Genomic DNA, 18,322 nt, shown 5'->3' with positions numbered 1-18,322 from the left:
GCCCGCGCGGAAGATATAACGGGGCTAAAGCCATGCACCGAAGCTGCGGACTTGTAATTTATTGCAAGTGGTAGAGGAGCGTTCCGTAGGCCGTGAAGGTGTGCCGTGAGGCATGCTGGAGGTATCGGAAGTGCGAATGCTGACGTGAGTAACGATAAGGAAGGTGAAAAACCTTCCCGCCGAAAATCCAAGGGTTCCTGCGCAACGCTATTCGGCGCAGGGTGAGTCGGCTCCTAAGGCGAGGCCGAAAGGCGTAGTCGATGGGAAACGGGTTAATATTCCCGTACCTCGCACAACTGCGATGGGGTGACGAAGAAAGTTAGGTCGGCCGGGCGATGGTTGTCCCGGTTTAAGCATGTAGGCAGGGTCTCTAGGCAAATCCGGAGGCTCAATGCCGAGATGCGATGACGAGCTCTCAAGAGAGCGAAGTGACCGATACTCTGCTTCCAGGAAAAACCTCTAAGCTTCAGGTTGTGCGGACCGTACCCCAAACCAACACAGGTGGATAAGGTGAGAATCCTAAGGCGTATGAGACAACTCGGGTGAAGGAACTCGGCAAAATGGCACCGTAACTTCGGGAGAAGGTGCGCCCCCAGTAGGTGAAGCCCCTCGCGGGCCGAGCTGGACGGGGCCGCAGAGACCAGGTGGCTGCGACTGTTTACTAAAAACACAGCACTCTGCTAACACGTAAGTGGATGTATAGGGTGTGACGCCTGCCCGGTGCCGGAAGGTTAAGTGATGGGGTTAGTCTTCGGACGAAGCTCTTGATCGAAGCCCCGGTAAACGGCGGCCGTAACTATAACGGTCCTAAGGTAGCGAAATTCCTTGTCGGGTAAGTTCCGACCTGCACGAATGGCGTAACGATGGCCACACTGTCTCCACCCGAGACTCAGTGAAATCGAAATTGCTGTGAAGATGCAGTGTTCCTGCGGCAAGACGGAAAGACCCCGTGCACCTTTACTATAGCTTTACACTGGATTTTGAACATTTTTGTGTAGGATAGGCGGGAGGCTTTGAAACGTTGGCGCTAGCCAGCGTGGAGCCACCCTTGAAATACCGCCCTGAAATGTTTGAGGTTCTAACCTAGGCCCATTATCTGGGCCAGGGACAGTGTATGGTGGGTAGTTTGACTGGGGCGGTCTCCTCCCAAAGAGTAACGGAGGAGTGCAAAGGTACCCTCAGCGCGGTCGGAAATCGCGCAACGAGTGCAAAGGCAAAAGGGTGCTTGACTGTGAGACCGACGGGTCGAGCAGGTACGAAAGTAGGTCTTAGTGATCCGGTGGTTCTGTATGGAAGGGCCATCGCTCAACGGATAAAAGGTACGCCGGGGATAACAGGCTGATTCCTCCCAAGAGTCCACATCGACGGAGGAGTTTGGCACCTCGATGTCGGCTCATCACATCCTGGGGCTGAAGCAGGTCCCAAGGGTATGGCTGTTCGCCATTTAAAGTGGTACGCGAGCTGGGTTTAGAACGTCGTGAGACAGTTCGGTCCCTATCTGCCGTAGGCGTTCGAGATTTGAGAGGATCTGTCCTTAGTACGAGAGGACCGGGATGGACGCACCTCTGGTGTTCCGGTTGTCACGCCAGTGGCACTGCCGGGTAGCTACGTGCGGAAGGGATAAGCGCTGAAAGCATCTAAGCGCGAAGCCCACCTCAAGATGAGATCTCGCTAGCCCCTTGAGGGCTCTTAAGGGTCGTCCAAGACGAGGACGTTGATAGGCCAGATGTGTAAGCACGGCAACGTGTTCAGCTTACTGGTACTAATTGCCCGTGAGACTTGGTCATATAACGCTCAAGCGTTTTTGCGCAACCGCGCAGTGTTCGATTGCACACAGATTGTTTCCAGTTTGCCTGGCGGCCATAGCGAGTGGGAACCACCCGAACCCATTCCGAACTCGGAAGTGAAACCACTCAGCGCCGATGGTAGTGCGGGGTCTCCCCGTGCGAGAGTAGGTCACCGCCAGGCTCTATAGTAAAAGCCCCGAGCATCCGCTCGGGGCTTTTTTTATGTCTGCGAGCCGCGTTGCGTGCGTTGTCAAGGATGCTTCATTACCCGGGCGTAAATATGGGGCCGGCCATGCCCGAAGATGTTGATCCCTTCGTCGTCGTTCGAAGGCGCCGCGGGTGAGATCGGTGCGTGCTGGTCGAGCGGGCGAGCCGTTGCGTCTTAAGATTTGAATCGGGATGTCGCGGGTTGCCGAGCCCGTGAGAGCTCAGGACCGGCAAGACTGCCGTTTCCACTTGCGGTCCGCATGTGACGAGATGTCTTGGAGTCGACGGAAAGCCGGGCCGAATGACGGTTCGGACCGTCGCCCATTCAGGCCGTAACTCACCAAGATCGCGGCCGCCGTTCGACTCGTCATTGGCCGGGCTGCGATTTGGATAGGGCCCGACGCATACTCGGGTCCGTGAATCTCCGTAAGCAAGGGTTCTTTCCAGGTTGGGGTGGAAATCCACGCCGGGGCTTCTTCATGCGTGCTGGCGCAGACCGGACGTATGCCGGCGTCGGCCGGAACCGTACGCGTACGGCGGGTGACAGACAGCGGCAGGGTCGTCGCGCTCGCGCGCGATTATCGACGGTCCGCGGTTCGGCTCAGCGTGGCTATGATGTCATCGTTACCGACAGCCCCCTGTAGAGCGATCCACGCCGACATGGTTCGCAGCCGGGCGATACGGGCTTCGGCGCGACGCTCGGCGAGTGTCGCTTCGGCTTCCAGCAGGTCATCCATGCGGGCGCGGCCACCGGCCAGTTGAGCTGCCCGCGTGTCGCGTGTTGCCTCCGCGCTGTCGACGCCCAGCCGGGCGAGTTCGATTCCGTCGCGGGCATTTTCGAGTCGGCGCAATGCGCGGCCCACCTGTATCTTAATGTCGCGCCGGAGCTTGATCCGCCGGGCGCGTAGCGCGGATAGCCGTGCCTCGGCTTCGCCTTCGCGGGCCGCGATCGTGCCGCCTGCGAACGGGCGCCATCGGATTTCGGCGGAGATCCGGTTTTCGTGCTCGGGCAGGAACGGATTGCCCTTGTTGTAGCGCGCCTCGGCGACTGCGTCGAGAGTGGGCAGACGACGGGCGCCTGCGCGACGCACGGCCAATTCGGCCGATCGGATACGAGCCACGAGGGCGGCCATGTCGCGTCGCCGGGCCAGGGCACGTGCCATGAGTATCTCTTCGTTGGCCGTGACGGGCGGAACGTCATATTCGATCGGCCGCGGCCGGACGGGGCTGTCGCGACCGACGGCGCGCCCGAGTTCGCGTCGAGCGATTTCAAAGTCATTGATCCGGTCGGCGTGCTGACGCTGGGCGCGACGGTGCGCGTAGTCGACCGCCAGCATCTCGCTGCGCAGCGCGCGTCCGGACTCGCGCTGGGCCGCGACGCGCTCGGCGCGGGCAGCGAGGTTCGCGATGAGCCTGCGTCCAGCGGACAGCCGCGCCTTGGTTGCCAATGCGTCGGTGTAGGCGTCGGCGGCGTGCACCATGCTCCTGACCCGCGTGCGGTCCAAGGTCGACGCCGCGGCCCGGGCGCTCGCTTCGGCTGCCGGAGCGGCATAGCGTTGCTGGGCCAAATCGATGACGGGCTGCCGCAGCTCGAGGGCGGCGCCGCTGCGTCCGCGCTGGCCCAGCGCCGCTGAGCCCGGCGGCAGGGCATCGATCCCGTCGAAGTCGGGGCCGTTCAGATCGCTGCTGTCGATTCGCGCCACGCGATCGCTGTAGGCCGCGAAGGCTTGCATCGACACCGTGGGATAGCGTCCGGCGCGGCGCGCTCGATCGGCCACGGCGCCCGCGGCGTCGGCTTCATGCTGCGTTCGCTCGACCTCGGGGCGAGTGCGGGCCCGGTGCAGGACCTCGATCAGGTCCATGGAGCGCTCATGCGCCGACCGCTCGGTGGCATGGGCCGGCTGCGCCGTAGCCAGCCCGGCGCCAATCACGCAGGCGACGAGCAGCGCCGAATGGCCCGCGCGCCTGCGGGAACGCCGCGGCGGTCGCAGTACGAGCCGGCAGACCGCGGGCAGCACGAGCAGCGTGAGCAATGTGGAGGCGAGCAGGCCGGTGATGATCGGCCAGGCCATCGGCGGCCAGAGCGTCGTCGGCGACAGGGCCAGGGGCAGCAGTCCGGCGATCGTGGTCGCGGTGGTCAGGATGATCGGCCGCGTGCGGCGGCGCACGGCGTCGGCGATCGCGGTCTCGAGCCCGGCGCCGCTGGCCAGGCGTCGGTCGATGGTATCGATGAGCACGATGGCGTTGTTGACGACGATCCCGGTCAGCGCGATCAGGCCGAGCAGCGGCATGAAGCCGAAGGGGATGCCGAGCAGCAGTAATCCCGGGAAGACGCCGACGAGCGCGAACAGGGCCGTGAGCAGAACGAGCATGACGCGTGTGAACGAGTTGAACTGAACGAGCAGAAAGAACAGCAGCAGGGCGACGCCGAGCGGAGCGGCCCGGAACAGCGCCGCGTTGGCCTTGCCGGACTCCTCGGCGTTGCCACCGTAGGCCAGCGTCGTACCGGGCGGCAGATCGAGGTCGCCGATGCGCGTCCTGAGCGGGTCCAGCACTTCACTGTACACGGCTCCCGGCTGCAGCTCGCTGAGCACGTGCCCGACGCGGCGCTGGTCGTGCCGGCGGATCGCGCCGGGCTGGATCGTCAGGTGCGGTGTCGCCGCCTGCATGAGGGGGATCGGGCGATTCGGGTCGCCATAAACCAGGGCGGTGTCGAGTGCGGTCGGCGCGGTGCGTTCGCCTTCCGGGCTGCGCAACTTGATCGGCATGGGGTCGTCGCCGGCGCGATACTGGCCCACGACCAGGCCGTCGGTGCGCCGCTGCAGCGCCTGCGCCACGTCGATCGGCGTGACGCCGAAGGCGCGGGCGACGGCGTTCTCGATACGATAGTCCACGCTCGGCACGCCGGTACCCAGATCGTGGCGCACGTCCCGCGCGCCCGGCAGGGCGCGGGTGGCCGAGAAGACCTGTTCGGTGGCCCGGACCAGGGCCGCCGGGTCGGGGTTGTAGATACGGATCTCGATCGGCGCGTCGACCATCGGTCCCTGGGCGAGCTTGCGTGCGACCACGTCGGCTGCGGGCAGGTGGTCGGCGGCGTAACGCTCCGCGAAATCGATGATTGGGCTGTTGCGCGCCAGCGTATCGGTGATCACCACAAGCCGGGCCAGCTGCGGCGAGGCCGGCGCGCGCCGCAGGTTGTAGAAGAACGTCGGCCCGCCGTCACCGACGAAGGTATGGATCGCACGCACGCCGGCATGCCCGCGCAGGGCGCGCGCGAGCCGCTGGGCGCTCGCCTCCGTTCGGTCGATGTGGGCGCCTTCCGGCAGCGACAGATCGATGACCACGGCGGTGCGATCGGCCGGCGGGAAGAATTCTTCGTCCAGCCAGATCTGGCTGGCCAGCGCCGCGGCCATGACCAGGCCGCCGGCCACGATCAGCAGCGTCGGGAAGCGCAGGGTCAGGCGGGCGAGATGGGCGCCGAGGCGATCGATCAGCCCCGGCCCGGTCGCCGCACGCCGCCGCAGCGCGAACTGGCAGACCAGGGGTGTCACCGTGACCGCGAAGAGATAGCTCACCGTCAACGACAGCATGATGGTGATCGGCAGCGCCCGCGTGAAGTCCGCGGTGTTGCCTTCGGAGAGCAGCATGGGCACGAATGCCGCGAGCGTGGTGCCCGTGGCCGCGAACAGCGGTCCGGCGAGTTCGCGGATGGCGCCGGCAGCGGCCGCGGCGGGGGTGTCGCCCGCATTGAGACGGCGTTGCACGTCCTCGCTCATGACGATCGCGTTGTCGACCAGAATGCCGAGGGCGACCACCAGCCCGATAATCGCGATCTGGTGCAGGATGCCTCCGCCCAGTGCATACAGCGCGATCGTGGTCAGCGTGACCAGCGGCAGCAGCATGGCGACCACGACCCCGAGCCGCAGCCCCATGAAAACGAACAGCACGAGCAGGATGATGGCGACCGAGATCAGCAGGTTCAGTGACAGGTCGTCGAGCCGGCGTTCGGTCTGGGCCGGCTGGTAGAACATCTCCCGGATCTCGAGTGGTGCGATCATCGGCCGGATGGCGTCCACCGCGTCGCGCAGCCGTTCGCCCAGCGCGACCACGTTCACGCCGCGTTCGGCGATGATCTCGACCCCCACGCCGCGGTTCCCGTCATGCCACAGTGCACCGCGTGCCGGCACCGCCTCGCTTTGATGGACCTGCGCCAGTGCCGACAGCGGCAGCGTGCCGCCGTCCGGCAGACCGATGGCCGTGTCGCGGATGGCGTCGATGTCGTCGAAATCGGTCGCCGGATCCAGATGCACCGAGGCGCCGGCGAGCCGGAGCGTACCGCCGCGGGTTACGCGGTTGTTCGCGCCAATATCGGCGGCGATGCCGGCGGGCGAGACGCCGTACCGGTCCATCGCGGCATCGTCGATGGTGATCGTGACCTGGCGGCCCGGGTCGCCGTGGAGCTCGGTGGCGGCGACGCCGTCCACGCCCAGCAGATGGCGGCGCAGCGTCTTCGCTGCATCGCCCAGTATCCGCGGCGGCGCATCGCCGTTCACCGCCAGCACCATCAGGCTGGCGTCGATGATGCGATCGTCGAGCTGTGCTTCGCCGACACCGGCCGGATAGTCCCGCGCGGCGTCGTCCATGGCCACGCGCACGCGGTCCCAGGCGGTGTCGGTGTCATAGACCTCATCGCCGAGCTGGATGGTGAACACCGCCATGCCCTGCCGCAGCGTGGTGTCGATCGTGTCCACCGCGGCGATCTCAGCGATCTCTTCCTCAAGCGGGCGGGCGACGAGGCGTTCGATACGCGCCGGCCCGGCCCCGGGGAAGGCCACGGTCACGATCGCGGCCCGATACGGAAACGACGGGTTCTCCTGCCGGTTCATCTGCAGATAGGCGAGGGCGCCAGCCAGCACGAAGACGGCGACCAGCGCCCCGATCAGCCGCGCCTGGCCCGGGGTGCGCCCGGCGAGGTCAGTCATGGGCGCCGTCCGCGCCGTTGTCCTCCAGCACGCGTACCGTCTGGCCGTCGACGAGATTGTGCAACCCGCGGGTGACCACGCGTTCGTCCACCTCGAGCGCGCCCTCGACCCGCACCGACTCGCCGATCAGTGTCCCCGGAGTGACCGGTATCGCGTGCGCCACGCCGTCGCGCAGCACGTAGACCCGCGGCGCGTGGCTCAAGCCGGGGCTGGCGATCGCGCTCGCCGGTACCAGCAGGCCCGGTTCGCTCGCCGCGGACACGTGCCAGCTCACGCTCAGGCCGGGGCGCAGCGAGTCGGTCTCGTCGAGCGCGATGACGGCCCGGAAGAGTTCGCCGCGCCCGCCGCTGGCCCGTGACAGGCCGGTGAGCGTGCCCGCGATCTCGCGCTGTGCGAACAGGGGCAGCGTCAGCCGGGCGCTGTCACCGATCTCGAGTGTCTGAACCAGCCGTTCGGGCACGCCGAAGGCCACCTCCAGCGCGCGTCCGCCGCTGAGTGCCACCACGGGCTGACCGGCGGGTACGAACTCGCCGGGCTCGAAGAACACGCGCGTCACGCTGCCGGCGATGGGCGCGGTCAGTGTCAGTTCGCCCGCGGCGTTGACCGCGCGTTCGCGCTGGGCGCGGGCGTTGTCGAGCTGTGCGGCGAGGCTGTCGCGGCGTGCCCGGGTGTCCTCGAGTTCCTGGCGGGTAGCCGCGTCCTGTTCGACCAGCCGACGCACGCGCCGCAGATCGCGCTCGGCCTGTTCGAACCGCGTCTGCAGTCCCCGGACGTCCGCGGCGGCCGCATCGGCCGCGGGGCCGAGTTCGGGCTGGTCGAGGCGGGCCACGAGATCGCCGGCCGCCAGTTCCGCACCGATGTCGACCGGCCGCGCCGCCAGTCGCCCGCTGGCCTGAAAGGCCAGCTGCGCGCGTTGCGCGGCCCGGGTCACGCCGCTGAGGGTGTAACGCCGGTCGGCATCGCCGCGGCGCACCGTGGCCACGCGAACCGCCTTGGTGTGGTCGGTGGTGCGGCCCGCGGTGGCGGTTCGACCGTCGTCGGTGCAGCCGGCTGCAAGCATGCCGCCCAGCACGGCGATGCCCATGAGACGACGCGCCCGGCCTGGCCGTTTTGTCATTGTTCTCCCTGCACCCGCGGCGCACTGCGCGAACCGACCACGCTAGGTCGGGATGTTGACGCTGTCAACACTGTGCTAGCCTTTCGTCATGCGTACCCGGTCGCTTCGTGACGGTGATCGCTATCACCACGGCGATCTGTCCAATGCCTGCGTGCAGGCCGCCCTCGATCTGTTGAACGAGGGCGGTCGTGGCGCCGTGACCCTGCGTGCGGTCGCGCATCGTATCGGCGTGTCGCGCAGCGCGCCCTATCGGCATTTCGCCGACAAGCAGTCGCTGCTGGCGGCCTGCGCGGCCCGCGGTTTCGATCGGCTCGTGGCCGAGGCGGAGGCCGTCGTCGCGACATGCGAGCGCTGCGATGTCGACACGCTGCGCGCCCTGCTGGGTTGCTACGGGCGTTTCGGCATCGCCATGCCGCACCTCTACCGGCTGATGTTTGCCTGCGAGTTCCGCGGCGGCGCGTATCCCGAGCTCGAGGCGGCGGCCGGGCGCGTCTGTCATCAGCTCCATGAGACGGTCGAGCGCGGCCAGCGGGCGGGTACCCTGCGCCCCGGCGAAACCGCCGACAGCGTGCTGTTGCTATGGTCGAGTCTCCACGGTCTCGTATCGCTGTGCAACGATCTGGCGCCCAGTGCGGTGCTCGACAGCAGCGATCTGGCGTGCCAACTCGACCGGGTCTTCGCGGTGGTCCGGCCGGCGTTCGCGCCGTCATAGCGCGCAGGGCCGGTGCAACGGTCAGGGGCTGTCATGCCCGGCATTTAAATGTATAATACACAAATGTCGCGTCTCGCCTGGCTGTTCGCCCCCAGCGCCGAAAACGTCTCGTTCGCGATCCGCTGCTGCGTGTCGATCGCGCTGGCGCTGTATCTCGCCTTTCGGCTGCAGCTCGACAACGCCTACTGGGTGTTCATCAACGTGGCCATCCTCATCCAGCCGCTGCCGGGCTTTCTGGTGGTGCGCGGCTTCGCGCGGCTGCTGGGCACCTTCGTCGCCGGCGCGGTCTCGATCGCCCTGATCGCGGCGTTCGCGCAGAGCTACATGTTGTTCAGCGTGGCGCTGGTCGGCTGGGTGAGTCTGATGGTCTTCTGCGCGAGCCTGTTCCGGAACAATCTGTCCTACGGCTTCGTGCTGGCCGGCTACGTGACCATGATCGTCGGCGTGCGGGCGATGTCGGACCCGGCCACGGTGTTCTCGGTGGCCGTCGCGCGCACGGCTGAGACCGCGCTCGCAGCGGTCGTCGCGGCGTTCGTGAGCGTGCTGCTGGCACCGGGGACGACGGCGCGCAAGTATCTGGCCGCGCGGGTGGCGGCGCTGCGCGCGATCGGCACGCAGTTCGGACGGCTCAAGCGCGACCCGGACGAGGCGCCGGCCGCCGCGGGCGCTGGCGAGGACGATCCGCGCAGCCCGCATCCCGATCTTCATCGCCTGGTCGAGACCACACTCTCTCTCGAGCAGACACGGCGCTATGCGCGCTACGACGAGCCGCGCTTCGCCGAACACGACCGGCTCGCGCGGCGTCTGGACTACGAGCTGCTGGCGCTGGTCAGCGCCATGGCCTCGCTGCAGGTTTATCTGGCCAAGTTCGGCCAGGGTGTGGATCGGCGGCCGCTGCAGGCGCTGGACGAGGCCGCCGACCTGATGGCGCGCGACCCCGACGATACCGGCGCGCTCCGACGGGCCTTCGGCCAGGCGTACACGCGCATTCTGGAAACGGCTCGCGCGGACCGCGCCAACGACCGTCGCCGCTCGCTGGTCGACTGGGTCGTGATCAGCCGGGCGCTGGATCTCGCGAGTCGGATGCGCGCCGCGGTGGTCAAGCACGAGATGCTGCTCACCGAGCGCGGCGCCGGCCGGCGCACCCGGCGTTCCCGGCCCGAGTTCGCGGTGCCGGTATCGGTGCGTGAATCGCTGCGCACGACCGCACGGGCGGCCGTGGCCATGGGCATCGGCGCAGCGATCTGGGCCACCCACGCCGAGCCGGCCCTCAACGGCATGATGGTGCTCATGGCCGTACTCACCACCCTGTTCGCGCTCGGCGACAATCCGGTCGGCGGCGCGCGCGGCTTCGGCGTCGGCGCGGCCTGTGCCGGCGTGGCCGCATTCGTCGTCAATTTCGTTCTGCTGCCCGCGGTCAACGGCTACGTCATGCTCATGGTCGTGCTGCTGCCGTTCGTGTTCGTCGCCGCGCTGGCCATGGCCACCCCGAGGCTCGCGCTGGTGGGGCGGATCTCGCTGGTCACCTTCGGGCTGCTGGTGCATCCGGACAACAACGCCCGTCAGGACTTCGTCAGCTTCGCCGAGGCGCTGATCGGCGCGGAGCTGGCGGTCTTTCTGGCGCTGGCGGCGTTCACACTGATCCTGCCGGTCTCGTCCCGGGGGCTGCTGCGCGAACGTCTGGCGGGTATGTTCGGCGAGCTTGCCCGCGGCTTCACCGGCTCGCGCGAGCGCTTCGAAACGCGGGTCTATGATCGCCTGCTGCGTCTGCCGGTGGCCGCCGATCGCGGTGAGACCCATGTCTCGGCGCGTCAGGCCGCCTTCGCCGCGGTCAACATGGGCCTGGAGGCGCGTTCGCTGCGGGTGCTCGCCGCCCGCGCCGGCTTCGACGAGCCGACGCGGGCTGGCGTGCGGACCGCGCTGGCGGAACTCGAACGCCTGTTCGCGCACGGCTACCCCGCGGTGGAGCGTGTGTTCGAGGTGCAGGCCAAGACCAATGCGCTGGCGCGCCGTATGCTCGACGAGGCGGTGACGTTCACGCCGCGCCGCCGGATGCGCCACGGCGTGCGCGCGGCGGTGGCCGCCGAGCTGGTGGCCGCGGCACTGGCCGACTACGGCCTGGCGCGCGAGAATGCCGACGGCACGGCCATCCGACTGGGGGAAGCCGACGTTGTCTCCTGAGCAGCTTGCCTTCGGCGGCATCTACCTGCCCATATTCCTGGTCTTTCTGGCCGGCGCCGGGCTGATCTATCTGCCGCTGCGTTTCCTGCTGCTGCGAATGCGCGCCTATCGGTTGTTCTGGCATCCGGCGCTGGCCGGCGCGGCCCTGTTCATCATCGTGTTGTCCCTGCTCCTGCTGGCGTTCGGCCCGTGGGCGGGCCGGGTCTGAAGGCTGGATCGAATGGCGGAATCAAGGGATGTGTTTCGGATCGTGCTTCGGGTCGTGGCGACCCTGCTGCTGGTCGCGGTCGCCGCGGTGCTGGCGTGGTTCGCGTGGCAGCACTACGTCTATGCGCCCTGGACGCGCGATGCCCGTGTCCAGGCGGACGTCGTCAACGTGGCCCCGGAAGTCTCGGGCACCATCACCGAGGTGGCGGTGCGCGACGATCGCTACGTCGAGGCCGGCGATCCGCTGTTCCGGATCCAGCCGATCCGGTTCGAGAATGCGGTCGACGAGGCCGAGGCGGCGCTGGCCCAGGCCGAGGCCCAGCGGCGCTTCGCCAGTCAGAATGCCAGCCGTCTCGAACGACTGCCGGCCGGGGGCGTGTCGACACAGGAGCGTCAGCAGGCCGAGTCCGAACTCGTGGCCGCGAACGCCTCGGTCCGCCAGGCCCGCGCCCGGCTCGCGCAGGCGCAGCAGGATCTGGAATGGGCCAGCGTGCGCTCGCCGGTCAACGGCTACGTCACCCATCTGCAGCTCGACGAGGGCGATTACGCCAGCGAGGGCCAGTCGGTGATGACGCTCGTCGACGTCGATTCCTTCCGCATCACGGCCTATTTCGAGGAGACCAAGCTGCCGCGCATCGACGTGGGTGACCCCGTGCGGATCAGCCTGATGGCCCGTGATGGGCCGCTGCGCGGTCACGTGGCCAGCATCGGTCACGGCATCGCGGTCGCCAACAACGCGCCGGGTGAGCGCAACCTGCCGAACGTCGACCCCACCTTCCAATGGGTGCGTCTTGCCCAGCGCGTGCCCGTCACCATCGACTTCGATCGCAGCCCGACCGATCTCGGGCTGAGCGTCGGCCTGAGCGCCACCGTGCATGTCCAGCCCGACAGGGCCGACGCGCGCGATGCGGCGGTGGGCGAAGACGGCCTCATCGGACTGCCGGCAGAGCGCACCGCGCCGGACGGCGACGGCGGGGCGACGGACTGAGCGGCGTCGCGTCCGCGCCACGGTGTCGATGGTGCGGCCGGTTGCCCGGCCGAGCATTCGCGCGCGGAGCACAACGGTGCGTCAGGCGCAGGCCTCGCCGGTACGTCGCCCTGGCCCCGTGCGTACGGTCCGGCGTGGTGTGCGGTTCGCGGTTCGAGCCGTAATTCGTCACGGCAGGTGCGAAAGCGAAACGGTGACAGGCGGCCCGTGCGGCCGCGTCTAGTCGTGCGGCGGCGTGTAGTGGATGGCCTCGATCTCGAATTCGCGTTCGTTCTGGGGCAGGCTCACGGTCACGATGTCGCCGACGCGCTTGCCGAGCAGCGCCCGCGCCACCGGCGAATTCAGGCTGATCGCACCCGCGGCGGCGTCGGTCTCGTCCGCCCCGACGATGCGGTAGCGATGGCGTGCGTCCGTGTCGTCGATCACCGCGACCCAGGCGCCGAAAAAGACGACGCTCGGATCGTCCGGGGCACTGTCGACCACCGTGAGTTCGTCGATACGCCGGCCGAGATAGCGCACCCGCCGATCGATCTCGCGCAGCTCCTTCTTGCGATAGATGTATTCGGCGTTCTCGGAGCGATCACCCTCGGCGGCGGCGGCCGACAGCTCGCGAGTGACGTGCGGACGCTTCTCGCGCCAGAGGTAGTCCAGTTCGTCGGCCAGCTTCTGCCAGCCGGCGCGGGTGATGTAGTCGCGTCGTGTCACGCGGTGTTGCTCGCGGTGGGATGCGCAGGCGCAAAGCTTAAAAGAAAGGCCCGCGTGCCGTTAAGCAAGCGGGCCCGCTGCCGCCACGGCGGGCGGATCCATGTCCTATTCGATCAGTGCCCAGTCGCCGTCTCGAATCTCGAGCATCCGGAACGCGGACAGGTCGAGGCCGAGATGGTCGTCGGCGCTCATGTTGAACTCGCCGGTCACGCCCATCAGGCCGCTGGTCTTTTCGATGGCGTCGTGCACGGGGGCCTTGTCGGTGGTGCCGACGCCCTCGAATTGCAATGACTATTTCGGCGACTACAGCGACGATCATGCCCGGTACGGCGAGGCCGTTTAGGCCTTCACGGATGCGCCTTGGGCGCCGAAGTTGACCTACCGTCACTTGAGCTTTTCCCAAGGCTTCGATCCGCTGTTCTTCGGCTTCAACCGCGGTTACGGCACCTGGTTCCAGGGTGAGGTCGCCGCCAACTATGCCGGGCCGTTCAACAGCGATACCGATGTCCACCACGCTGGTGTGACCCTGGCGCCTTCTCCGACCGTCGAACTGGGGGCGCTGTATTTCGACTTCGACAATGCTGGCGACGGATTCCTCAACGGTAACGAGGTCGATCTCTATGCCCAGTGGGTGGTCAACGATCATCTCGTGCTGAGTCCGCTCGTCGGCTTCTATACGCCCGACAAGTCCGCGGCTCAGGGCGGCACCCAGATCGGCGACGACGACACCAACATCTATTCGCAGGTCATTGCGATCGTGAACTTCTAGAGCGGTTCCGGCGGGGCCCCGGCGATGTGGACCGTCGGGCGCTTCGATACGGGTTGGGCTGCGGCGCTCGCACGGGCGATAATCGTTTTGGATTCGCGCGACAGGTCAGTGGAGTGGAAACAAAACAGGAAACACAGTCGCTTTCGGCCGTCGAGGAGATCGTCGGCCTCGGCGCCACGGCGCTGTCGAACCGGATAGCCGCCGGCGCCGTTTCGTGTCGCGAGGTGATGAGCGCCTACCTCACGCACATCGATGCGGTGAACCCGCGCGTCAATGCCATCGTCTCGCGCCGGCGCGCCGATGTGCTGCTCGCCGAGGCCGATGCCCGCGACCGGGAGCTGGCTGATGGCATCCATCGCGGCTGGCTGCACGGCATCCCCCAGGCGGTCAAGGATCTCACCCCGACCGCGGACGTCGTCACGACCCTGGGCTCGCCGCTGTTCGCCGACGCGAAGCCGACGCAGGACGGACTGATGGTCGAGCGCATGAAGGCGGCCGGCGCGATCATCATCGGCAAGACCAACACGCCCGAATTCGGGCTGGGGTCGCAGACCTACAACCCGGTTTTCGGCACCACTCGCAACGCCTACGATCACGACCTGACCGCCGGCGGCTCCAGCGGCGGCGCGGCGGCCGCGCTGGCCATGCGCATGCTGCCGGTCGCGGACGGCAGCGACATGATGGGCTCCCTGCGCAATCCCGCGGCGTTCAACAATGTCTTCGGTTTCCGGCCCAGCTTCGGCCGAGTGCCGCAGGTGCCGGCGCCGGACGTGTTCGGCCAGCAGCTGGGCACCGAGGGCCCGATGGGCCGCAGCGTCGCCGACGTGGCTCGTCTGCTGGCCATCCAGGCCGGCCCGGATCCGCGGGTACCACTGTCGATCGCGGAGGCTGCGGCGCCGTTCGCGGACGAGCCTTATACCGAGGTCGCGGGCCTGCGTATCGGCTGGATCGGTGACTGGGGCGGCTATCTGCCCATGGAGGCGGGAATTCTGGACGTCTGCGAGCAGGCGCTCGGCCGGCTGGAGACGATCGGCTGTATCGTCGAACCCACCGTGCCGGCCTTTGATCCGGCCCGACTTTGGCGCTGCTGGAACACGCTGCGGCAGTGGGCGGTAGCCGGCAAACTGGCACCGCTCCATGACGATCCGCACACGCGTGATCGCCTCAAGCCGGAGGCCTGCTGGGAGGTCGAGCACGGCCTTGCGCTCAGCGCCCTGGACATCCACCGGGCCAACGTCGAGCGCAGCGCCTGGTATCAGACCCTGCGCGGTGCGTTCGAGCGTTTCGATGTGCTTGCGATGCCCAGTGCCCAGGTGTTCGCGTTCGACGCCGACACCCACTGGCCCGCCGCGATCGCCGGACACGCCATGGACACCTATCACCGCTGGATGGAGGTCGTCATCGGCGCCTCGCTGGCCGGTGTGCCGGCGATGAACGTGCCTGCGGGTTTCGATGAGCGCGGCCGCGCCATGGGCCTACAGCTGATCGGCCCGCATCGCGCCGATCTAGACGTTCTGCGTCTGGCGGCGGCCTATGAGCGGGTCGCCGCGGACGTGCTCAGCCATACGCCGGTCTGGCGCTGAGCGCGACGATCGTTCGCCAGAGTCCGTAACCTTTCATCGAGCACGCGTGCCTTCCGGATCGGGACTCAGATCGCGCGCTGCGGCGTTGCCAGTCTGGATCTGACTCGCCACGATCGGCGCCTCGAGCCTTGCCGCACAGGATGTGTGGTCTCCAGCGCGGCGTGCGCATGACGTGTTAGCAGGCCCTAATCCAGCCGGTTGTTCATCGATCCGGGCGGTGGCGGGACATCGTCGGGCACGAAGAAGTCGGGCCAGAGGTCTTGGCTGGCGTCCACGGCGTACTGATCGAAATCGGTGACGCCGTGCTCGTGGAGCAGTACGTCGTCGATGCAGAACCGCCCGGTGAACGTGCGGCTGTCGCGCGTGAGCACGAGATGCGCGGCGTCGGCCACGATCTCGGGCTTGCGACAGTGCGCCATCATTTCCTCGCCGCCGATCAGATTGATCGCCGCCGTGGCGATGCCGGTCCGCGGCCAGAGCGCGTTGAAGGCGATGCCGTCCTCGGCGAATTCCTCGGCCATGCCGAGCACGCAGAGGCTCATGCCGTACTTGGCGATCGAGTAGGCCACGTGCGGGCCGAACCATTTCGGCTTCATGTCCAGCGGCGGCGAGAGCATGAGCACGTGCGGATTCTCGGCTTTCTTAAGGTAGGGAATGCATTTCTGGCTGACCAGATACGTGCCGCGCGCGTTGATCTCGTTCATCAGATCGTAGCGCTTCATCGGCGTGTCCAGCGTGCCGGTCAACGAGATGGCGCTGGCGTTGTTCACGCAGATATCGATGCCGCCGAAGTGTTCGGCGGTCTGTTTGACCGCCGCTTCGACCTGATCCTCTTCGCGGATATCGCAGACGATCGGCAGTGCCTTGCCGCCGGCGGCCTCGATCTGTTCGGCCGCCGTATAAATCGTGCCGGGCAGCTTGGGGTGCGGCGTATCGGTCTTGGCCGCGATCGCCACGTTGGCGCCGTCGGCCGCGGCGCGCAGCGCGATCGCCAGGCCGATGCCGCGCGAGGCGCCGGAGATGAAAAGGGTCTTGTCGCTCAATCCGGTCATGGACATGCCTTGCTCTTCGGTGGGCGCGGGTTCAGCCGCGATCGCTGTGGGAGGGCAGCGCGAAACGCATGACGCGATCGACCAGCCACGGCGACAGGCCGCCGGGAGCCAGCCGGCTGGCGCGCATGAGCATGCGATACGACAGCCCGGGCACGACCTGCGACTTGCCGCCCAGACCCTTCAGGCCGGCGGCGGCGACGTCTTCGGCGTTCATGATCGAGGCCCGCAGGGGCGACGGCCAGCCGCTGGGATCGACGTTCGCGTGCTCGAAGAACTCGCTCTCGGTCAGGCCCGGGCACAGCGAGACCACGTCCACGCCGTCGCGGGCGAGCTCCTCGTGCAGGCCTTCGCCGAGATAGCGGTTCCAGGCCTTGGTCGCGCTGTAGTGGGCGAACTGGGGCGTGGGCACGATGCCGGCGATGGAGGCCAGCATGATGATGCCGCCGCGGCGGTCGTCGCGCATGCGCGCACCGAAGTGATGCGCCAGGATCAGCGGCGCCCGGCAGTTGAGTGCGAGCATCCGCAGCTCATCGTCCAGGTCATGATCGAGGAATTCCCCGGTGACGCCGGAACCGGCGTTGTTGACCAGCAGGCCGACATGGCGCGCGCCGAGCGCCTCGGTCAGCGGGGCCAGGAAGTCCGGCTCGCTGAGGTCGGCCGCGATCGCCAGCGTGCGAACGCCGTGCCGGGCCTCGATCTCCTCGCCGAGGGCCGCCAGTCGTTCGCGCCGGCGGGCCACGAGGGCGACGTTGACGCCGCGGGCCGCGATCTGGCGCGCGAACTCGGCGCCGATGCCGGCGGACGCGCCGGTGACAAGAGCCCAAGGGCCGTATTGATCCGCGAACGCCATGCGTCGAGTCCTCCGTTGCCGGTCAGGCGCCTGCCCAGTTCAGCCAGAGCAGGCCGGCGTTGAGATAGACGGCGTAACTCACCCAGACCAGATAGGGGGCGAGCAGCAGGCCGGCGAGTCGGTCCGCGCGCCAGAACGCGGCCAGGGTCGCAGCCAGTGCGATCCACAGCGCGACGATGATCAGCAGCGCCCAGCCCAGCGCCTGGGCGCCGAAGGCGACCGGCATCCACAGGGCGTTGAGCACCATCTGGAGTGCGAACAGGCCGAGCGCGGTGCCTACGCCGGCCGCGCGCCAGACCCGCCAGGCGGCGACGGCCATGGCGATGTAGAGCAGCGTCCAGGCGATCGGAAAGGCCACGTCCGGCGGCGTGCCCGCCGGCTGGTTCAGGCTCTCGTACCAGGCGCCGGGTGGGAACACCGCCCCGGTCAACGACGTCAGCGCGACCGCGATGCCGCAGATCAGCGCGGCGCGCACGCCGTGGAATCGTTCAGGCATGGAAGACGCCCCGCCGGGTGGGGACCCACCATGTGAAGCCGAAGATCAGCGTGGCCATGATGGTCACGCCCCAGCCGATGCGACGTTCGCGCACGGCGATAAAGGCCAGCGGAAACTCGAGCATGTGCAGCATGAGCACGATCGCCCACAGCTGTGCGACCGGATGGGCGAAACCTTCGCTCGCATAGAGATACACGCCGAAGGCGTGCAGTACCAGCGTGACCAGATTGCAGGCCAGCCAGAAACGGCGGTTGTCGGCGAGTGCGCCCATCCGCTCAGCTGGCCGCGGCGGTACTGTCCGCGAGCATGGTCAGCAGCAGCCCCGGAATGGCATCCGAGGTGCCCAGATACGGCGCGATCTCGATCTGCACGTCCGGATGCTCCGCCTGCTTGCCGGCAACCGCTTCCGGAATGTCCTCGCTCACGTGGCGCCCGGCCGCCAGAAAATACGGCAGTACCGTCACATGGGTCGCGCCGGCGTCGATCAGGCGCTGTATGCCGCCCGGGATGTCGGGCTCGGCGAGCTCGAGGAACGCGCAATCGATGAGCGCGAACCGCGCGTCATCAGCTTCGCGCACGCGCGCCGTCAGCGCTCGGACTTCGTCGTTGGAGGCCTCACGGCGGCTGCCGTGGGCCACCAGCAGGAGAGACTTTTTCATGCCTGAATGGTATCAGACAGCGGCGCG

At 67.5% G+C, this 18,322-nt stretch carries 15 protein-coding genes and 2 rRNA genes (1 of these 17 cut by a window edge); 8 read left to right on the top strand and 9 right to left on the bottom strand.

Annotated elements, in window-relative coordinates; genetic code table 11:
- Together SAOR_RS15720 and rrf are read left to right on the top strand one after the other, a co-directional pair.
- A 23S ribosomal RNA gene (locus SAOR_RS15720) occupies window positions 1–1,787 on the top strand (it extends 1,108 nt beyond the left edge of the window).
- Window positions 1,788–1,852: 65 nt separating this feature from the next.
- A 5S ribosomal RNA gene (gene rrf / locus SAOR_RS15715) occupies window positions 1,853–1,968 on the top strand.
- A gap of 604 nt (window positions 1,969–2,572) precedes the next feature.
- Here rrf and SAOR_RS15710 read toward each other — a convergent pair.
- Together SAOR_RS15710 and SAOR_RS15705 are read right to left on the bottom strand one after the other, a co-directional pair.
- On the bottom strand, window positions 2,573–6,976 hold the full coding sequence (locus SAOR_RS15710; protein WP_123632251.1) for an efflux RND transporter permease subunit: 4,404 nt from the start codon (window positions 6,974–6,976) through the stop codon (window positions 2,573–2,575).
- Window positions 6,969–8,093, bottom strand: a complete 1,125-nt coding sequence (locus SAOR_RS15705; protein WP_123632250.1) for an efflux RND transporter periplasmic adaptor subunit — start codon at window positions 8,091–8,093, stop codon at window positions 6,969–6,971. The genes SAOR_RS15710 and SAOR_RS15705 overlap by 8 nt, the downstream gene beginning before the upstream one ends.
- 88 nt (window positions 8,094–8,181) lie before the next feature.
- Here SAOR_RS15705 and SAOR_RS15700 point away from each other — a divergent pair, with 88 nt between their 5' ends.
- Genes SAOR_RS15700 through SAOR_RS15685 form a run of 4 tightly spaced genes read left to right on the top strand, consistent with a single transcriptional unit; the run spans window position 8,182 to window position 12,181 of the window.
- Entirely contained in the window at window positions 8,182–8,805 is a 624-nt protein-coding gene (locus tag SAOR_RS15700) for a TetR/AcrR family transcriptional regulator (RefSeq protein ID WP_123592505.1), read from the top strand.
- 48 nt (window positions 8,806–8,853) lie between these two features.
- Window positions 8,854–10,986 (top strand): FUSC family protein, encoded by a 2,133-nt coding sequence (locus SAOR_RS15695; RefSeq protein ID WP_123632249.1) that lies wholly within the window; start codon window positions 8,854–8,856, stop codon window positions 10,984–10,986.
- Window positions 10,976–11,194: a DUF1656 domain-containing protein gene (locus SAOR_RS15690; protein ID WP_123592507.1), complete on the top strand. Its 219-nt coding sequence runs from the start codon at window positions 10,976–10,978 to the stop codon at window positions 11,192–11,194. The genes SAOR_RS15695 and SAOR_RS15690 overlap by 11 nt, the downstream gene beginning before the upstream one ends.
- 12 nt (window positions 11,195–11,206) lie before the next feature.
- Window positions 11,207–12,181: an efflux RND transporter periplasmic adaptor subunit gene (locus SAOR_RS15685; RefSeq protein ID WP_123592508.1), complete on the top strand. Its 975-nt coding sequence runs from the start codon at window positions 11,207–11,209 to the stop codon at window positions 12,179–12,181.
- A 219-nt stretch (window positions 12,182–12,400) separates the two neighbouring features.
- On the opposite strand, the gene greB is transcribed toward SAOR_RS15685, so the two are convergent.
- Window positions 12,401–12,886 (bottom strand): transcription elongation factor GreB, encoded by a 486-nt coding sequence (greB, locus tag SAOR_RS15680; RefSeq protein WP_123592509.1) that lies wholly within the window; start codon window positions 12,884–12,886, stop codon window positions 12,401–12,403.
- A gap of 105 nt (window positions 12,887–12,991) precedes the next feature.
- Entirely contained in the window at window positions 12,992–13,174 is a 183-nt protein-coding gene (locus SAOR_RS15675) for a hypothetical protein (protein ID WP_221180032.1), read from the bottom strand.
- A gap of 100 nt (window positions 13,175–13,274) precedes the next feature.
- On the opposite strand from SAOR_RS15675, the gene SAOR_RS15670 reads away from it, so the two are divergent.
- Together SAOR_RS15670 and SAOR_RS15665 are read left to right on the top strand one after the other, a co-directional pair.
- The gene (locus SAOR_RS15670) at window positions 13,275–13,655 is read left to right on the top strand and encodes a hypothetical protein (RefSeq protein WP_185015726.1); all 381 of its coding nucleotides are present in this window, start codon (window positions 13,275–13,277) and stop codon (window positions 13,653–13,655) included.
- 113 nt (window positions 13,656–13,768) lie between these two features.
- A complete protein-coding gene (locus SAOR_RS15665) occupies window positions 13,769–15,238 on the top strand; it encodes an amidase (RefSeq protein ID WP_123632248.1) in 1,470 nt (489 codons plus the stop codon).
- 185 nt (window positions 15,239–15,423) lie between these two features.
- Here SAOR_RS15665 and SAOR_RS15660 read toward each other — a convergent pair whose 3' ends face one another.
- The 5 genes from SAOR_RS15660 to SAOR_RS15640 are packed head-to-tail and all read right to left on the bottom strand — an operon-like array spanning window position 15,424 to window position 18,295.
- Window positions 15,424–16,290, bottom strand: a complete 867-nt coding sequence (locus SAOR_RS15660; RefSeq protein WP_123632247.1) for an SDR family oxidoreductase — start codon at window positions 16,288–16,290, stop codon at window positions 15,424–15,426.
- 31 nt (window positions 16,291–16,321) lie between these two features.
- Window positions 16,322–17,140, bottom strand: coding sequence for an SDR family NAD(P)-dependent oxidoreductase (locus SAOR_RS15655; RefSeq protein WP_123632246.1), 819 nt, complete (start codon window positions 17,138–17,140; stop codon window positions 16,322–16,324).
- Between the two features lie 22 nt (window positions 17,141–17,162).
- A complete protein-coding gene (locus SAOR_RS15650; protein WP_123632245.1) occupies window positions 17,163–17,636 on the bottom strand; it encodes a TspO/MBR family protein in 474 nt (157 codons plus the stop codon).
- Window positions 17,629–17,907, bottom strand: coding sequence for a hypothetical protein (locus SAOR_RS15645; RefSeq protein ID WP_123632244.1), 279 nt, complete (start codon window positions 17,905–17,907; stop codon window positions 17,629–17,631). The genes SAOR_RS15650 and SAOR_RS15645 overlap by 8 nt, the downstream gene beginning before the upstream one ends.
- Before the next feature lie 4 nt (window positions 17,908–17,911).
- On the bottom strand, window positions 17,912–18,295 hold the full coding sequence (locus SAOR_RS15640; protein WP_123632243.1) for a sirohydrochlorin chelatase: 384 nt from the start codon (window positions 18,293–18,295) through the stop codon (window positions 17,912–17,914).
- Window positions 18,296–18,322: the final 27 nt, after the last annotated feature.

The sequence above is a fragment of the Salinisphaera orenii subsp. orenii MK-B5 genome, from assembly GCF_003788635.1.
GTDB lineage: Bacteria > Pseudomonadota > Gammaproteobacteria > Nevskiales > Salinisphaeraceae > Salinisphaera > Salinisphaera orenii.
The sequence above is the reverse complement of the archived record's forward strand: the minus strand, read 5'-3'. Positions and strand labels throughout refer to the sequence as shown.